This window comes from Phormidesmis priestleyi ULC007 (assembly GCF_001895925.1).
Lineage (GTDB): Bacteria > Cyanobacteriota > Cyanobacteriia > Leptolyngbyales > Leptolyngbyaceae > Phormidesmis_A > Phormidesmis_A priestleyi_A.
Genome location: NZ_MPPI01000081.1, coordinates 1 through 4140, shown reverse-complemented (window position 1 = coordinate 4140; position 4140 = coordinate 1). Strand labels below are relative to the sequence as shown.

Genomic DNA, 4140 nt, shown 5'->3' with positions numbered 1-4140 from the left:
ACGATTTGCTTTTCTAAGTCGATTGTGATGCATGATGGGGTGATTGGACGGTTCATTAATCGCGTCATATTCGGATTCCCCATTTAGACACGAACAACACGTCTAGAACATTACCTAGCCGTTTTGCAACTCCCTGTTGAGACTGCTGCAAGATCTGAGATAGCCTATACTCGTTTCGATGTAGACGGTTTCACTCATACCCAGCGAATCGTAAGCCTCTTGACTTTAGCTCATATCATTGCTTGCCGTTTCGATGTCGATCGCTGGGCAGTTTTCTTAAGGGGCGATCGTTGACAGTATCCTCAACCTGCATCCCGCGTAACTCCCAAAAGGTGAAGTCTAACGGCGAAAGAACTAGAACGTAGCGCGAAGACTTTGTACCGTCCGCTCCACTGTGTTGTTAGACCGCGCCTCACAAATAGCCTCTAAACTACGATCAACAACTCTGCAATCACAACCCACCCATCCTAAAATTATGACTCCTCTTTAGTTGCTAGTAGTTCATAGAACTCGTTCAGTTTCCTCCGTAGAACTTCTTTTGGAATCAGCTTGATTTCATATTCGGCAACAACAGTAGGACTGATCGAACGACTGAGCGCATATTCAACAACTTCGTCATCTTTATCGCGACATAGCAAAACACCGATACTAGGATTTTCGTGGGGCTTTTTGATATCGCGGTCAAGTGCCTCAAGATAAAATTCGAGTTGACCAAGATATTCGGGTTGAAATTTATCGATCTTGAGTTCAAAGGCAACAAGGCTTTGAAGTTCACGGTGGAAGAAGAGCAGATCGATAAAGAAGTCACTGCTGCCGACTTGTAGACGGTATTCTTGTCCTAGGAAGGTAAAGTCTCGACCCAGTTCAAGAATAAAATCTCTGAGACAGGCTACAAGAGCGGTTTTCAGATCCTTTTCTGAGTGGCTGTGAGGCAAATTAAGGAAGTCGAGGACATAGCTATCGCGAAAGATTCCAGAGAGCGGTTTAGGATGGCTAGTTTGTGGCAGTTTAGCATCGGCAAGGCGAGTGCGCTCGAAGATGCCGCTATTGATTTGACGATCGAGTTCGCGGGTGCTGTAGCGTTCAGTGATGGCGAGTTCAAGGTAGAAGAGGCGCTCGGCTTCGGTCTTACAGCGTGACATAATAATGCGATGATGCGTCCAACTTAATTGCGTCCGCAGTGCGGTCGTAATTTGGGAATCAGGATAGGTTTCGTAAAATTGCCGCATTCTTTCAAGGTTGCGCTTTTCAAAGCCTTTGATACCGGGTTCCTGAGCTTGAATGAAAGTTGCAAGCTGTTCGATTGTTTTTTGCCCCCATTCGCTCGTAGCTAGGCGATCGCTGATGTACTTACCGACGCTCCAGTACAGTCTGATCAGTTCTTGATTAGCGGTAGCGATGACTTTTTGCTGAGCAACTTTAATCAGGGTAAGGACTTCCACAAATTGGGGTTGCAAAGGGTTTGTCATGGCTTTCTGGCTTCCTCAACTTATGATCAAACTAACTTATTTAGGACTTACGCATTGACAAAAGTAGCAAGGTCTGGGGTCAGTGAGCCATCGGTTGGGAGAGGTTTTCCAAGATGAACTGACGAATCACGGGCACGAATAACTGACGCGACACCTGATACAGGTTATCAATCAAGCCTTCAACTCGCATTGTTTGCAGCTTACAAAAGGCTTGCAACGCACAGAAAAAATGGGTTCTCATGGCAGACTCCGTTCGCACTTGAAAGCGTTCAATGTTGCACACTTGCTTGATGACTCGATGAAAGCTCTCAATTTGCCAATGACGGTCGTGAATCTGGCGGAAGTTTTGGCGGTTCAGTTGCGCTAGTTCCAGATCGTCGGGCAAGTGCATGATCTAATACCGATCCTCGTTTTTGAAGCTCTGGCAAAACACTTTCACCCACCCGAACTCCTTGAGATAGACCACCAACCCAGATTCAGGAATCGTTAACGTTTTCACCTGTACCTGAATCCCGCGTTCTGGAGAAACCTGACGATTATCAGCCACACCAAACAGAAAACCCACCTTCTCGTTTCTGAGAAACTTCAGATTTTCAATCCCTGAATCCCAACTATCGCCCGTCACCCAAGCCAGTTTCAGTCCCCAAGCTTTCACCTCTGCCACCATGTCGCGAAAATACTCGTTCTTGGTTTTGCCCTCCTGTTTGTCGTAAATGCGAAAGTTCACCGGATAGGAAATGCCCGTGACATCGGTATAGTACAAGGTAATTAGATTGATGCCCTTCACGGTTCGCTTGTGTTTGCCCGACCAAAAGTAGCCCATCAGGGCAGTGCTTTGGGGGTCGCGGTAAGGTTTATCCAACACGCTATCGTCTACACTCGCAACCCCACCGTCTAGAATCAGATGGTCTAGGACTTCATTAAACAGATCGCGGGGTTTGTAGTTCTCCCGTAGCAGAAACCGATTCACACTGTCGTGACTCAACCCCTCCATCACCTCAGATAGACGAACACAACTCACATACTTGGGTTCCGCCAATAAAAATAAGATGTAGAGCGAGCAAGTACACTTGGCAGTTGAGGGCTTAGACCGTTCTCTCACGACTGATTCCTGCGGGCTACAAGACTATCCTAGATTCACCACATTCTTCTTCTCCTGTCAATGCGTAAGTCCTATAACAGTACTATTTAGAAGAATTAAAAGGATCTAAAAAACGTTTCATTGCCTTTGACATAGCCCAAGTAGGTATTCGCGGGCTTTGTCTTAGCAGTTGTGATCGCTCCTCCATAAGCTTTTCCCATTGACTGATAACGTCAGATGGTTCGATGAGGTTTGCTCGCCCCTGTTTAATCAGAAGATAAGTTTTAGTTGCCCAAGCATCCAAAACATTTCCAGCCTCAAAGTGCAATTTCTCCTTTTCAGCAGGATTTAAGAAAGACATTGCTCCGGTAATCCCTGCAACTATAAAGGCTGTAATCCCAGCTATGATGGAATTTTGCGTAAATGCAGATATACCGGAGATACTAGCCAAGATTGCTGCTGGCAACCCAAAAAGCATATGAACATTTCCGTAAGCGTCGGATGCTCTGCGGTGACAACTAGCCATTTCCAAAGCCTGATCCGCGTACCATTCAGTTTCTCGCACAACATCTGACAGAAAAGCCGCATGATTAGGAGTGCTTCTATCTGGCATACTTAACCCTCAATGACTTACCCAACTTGCAACTACCTCCACAATGTTGTGAACTGGCTTTGAGCTTTACAGACAGACGAGTTAGCAGAACTGCCCCCGCCGAGATCTAGCGGTCTAACGTTCCCGCTCACCGGACGCAGATAACTTTTGTATCTCACCGACGATCTAACTTCGTTCCGGTGCAGCGGGATTGTTAGGCTTCCTCATTTGTCTCTTCCTGTACAGAAGGATCACGAACTGCGTTTTCTACGATTTTCTCAATTAGCTCACGATGCTCTTTCTTATCTTCTTCAGAGGGTGTGTCATCAGGTTTCTCACTGTGGGGTGTAGTTGTAAGTGTAGCAATGTGAATATGACTTAAAACTCTCATTACAGCAGCCGTGAAATGTGAACGCGGATCAGCATCCTTTTCCTGGTAAGAAAAGGACAAGTTCTTACAACGGTCACGAATTGACTGAGTTTCAAATGAAATGATCTCTGGCTTATGTGCAAAATCATTTCTAATACCTCTGACAATATCTAGGTCACGCCTGCAATTTCTTGAAATTAGTCCCAAGTAGTAGGCAAGTTTGATTCTGGATGAGAAATTCGATAGAGGTGCAGTTCCTTCAAAAAGATCTTTATCAATATTCTTGTTTTCCACAAGTGATACATAAAGCAGATCTGAAAGACATACATCTAAATACGCAGCCGCAAACAGCGCACATCCACGATCAGATTCTGAAGTTAATGCTTGGCGAAACTGAACGACTTTCTGTGTCTGTGCGACAACGTAATCTTGAATTTTTTCGTTCATATCTGAAGCTTACCGACTCTGTAGTGGATTAATGAGATGACGCTTAAGCATATACCTGCTGCCGAAGTCGGGTAAAGGAGTGAGTTTTAGATATATCTCCCTCCCTCCCCTCAGAACCGTGCTTACAACTTTCACTGTACACGGCTCAAGCAATCTCTATAGCCTACCGATGTAATTGTGC

At 45.5% G+C, this 4140-nt stretch carries 3 protein-coding genes and 2 pseudogenes; 1 reads left to right on the top strand and 4 read right to left on the bottom strand.

The genetic code is table 11. The features are described from left to right. Window positions 1–87 (top strand): annotated as a pseudogene (locus BRW63_RS30200) (IS1 family transposase); the annotation flags it as partial. Window positions 88–473: 386 nt separating this feature from the next. Here the strand turns inward: BRW63_RS30200 and BRW63_RS26655 are convergent. The 4 genes and pseudogenes from BRW63_RS26655 to BRW63_RS26640 form a co-directional block, all read right to left on the bottom strand. Then, window positions 474–1469 carry a PDDEXK nuclease domain-containing protein gene (locus BRW63_RS26655; RefSeq protein ID WP_073075332.1) on the bottom strand — a complete coding sequence of 332 codons (996 nt, stop codon included), beginning with the start codon at window positions 1467–1469 and terminating at the stop codon, window positions 474–476. A gap of 79 nt (window positions 1470–1548) precedes the next feature. Beyond that, window positions 1549–2571, bottom strand: a pseudogene (locus BRW63_RS26650) (IS701 family transposase). Window positions 2572–2653: 82 nt separating this feature from the next. Beyond that, window positions 2654–3163 (bottom strand): SLATT domain-containing protein, encoded by a 510-nt coding sequence (locus BRW63_RS26645; RefSeq protein WP_073075331.1) that lies wholly within the window; start codon window positions 3161–3163, stop codon window positions 2654–2656. Between the two features lie 193 nt (window positions 3164–3356). After that, entirely contained in the window at window positions 3357–3959 is a 603-nt protein-coding gene (locus BRW63_RS26640; RefSeq protein ID WP_073075330.1) for an MltR family transcriptional regulator, read from the bottom strand. Window positions 3960–4140 lie beyond the last annotated feature (181 nt).

What these genes read in the sequence shown, in the direction of transcription:
- BRW63_RS26640 (WP_073075330.1), bottom strand. Translation starts at nt 3,959, where the DNA reads ATGAACGAAAAAATTCAAGATTACGTTGTCGCACAGACACAGAAAGTC.
- BRW63_RS26655 (WP_073075332.1), bottom strand. Translation starts at nt 1,469, where the DNA reads ATGACAAACCCTTTGCAACCCCAATTTGTGGAAGTCCTTACCCTGATT.
- BRW63_RS26645 (WP_073075331.1), bottom strand. Translation starts at nt 3,163, where the DNA reads ATGCCAGATAGAAGCACTCCTAATCATGCGGCTTTTCTGTCAGATGTT.